1 protein-coding gene is annotated in these 275 nt (G+C 44.7%); it reads right to left on the reverse strand.

The features are described 5' to 3' along the window. Window positions 1-275 (reverse strand): DHHA1 domain-containing protein (locus AB4585_RS24190; RefSeq protein WP_372171297.1); only part of this gene is annotated, 275 nt, incomplete at both ends.

Here is a 275-nt window from a genome sequence, read left to right on the forward strand (position 1 = left end):
AGTGAGGTCTTTCGTTACGCCCGCAACCAAGCCGACTTTGTCGTTGGCAATATTCGCGAACAAAATGACGCCAGTACCAATACGGTTTTTCGTATCATCGACCATGTTGCGAAGGTTCTTGTTGTCCGCGCCTTCAAGTGCAGCAATAAGCACTTTAGTACCGTTGATTTCCTGTACCTTACCCATGATATTGGCACTTTCTGCCGCTACCATTTTGTCTTTCAGGTACTGAATCTCTTTTTCTAGTGATTTCGCTTTCTTCGCAGATTCAACTA

The sequence above is a fragment of the Vibrio sp. 10N.222.49.C9 genome, from assembly GCF_041474985.1.
GTDB classification, from domain to species: Bacteria; Pseudomonadota; Gammaproteobacteria; order Enterobacterales; family Vibrionaceae; genus Vibrio; species Vibrio crassostreae_C.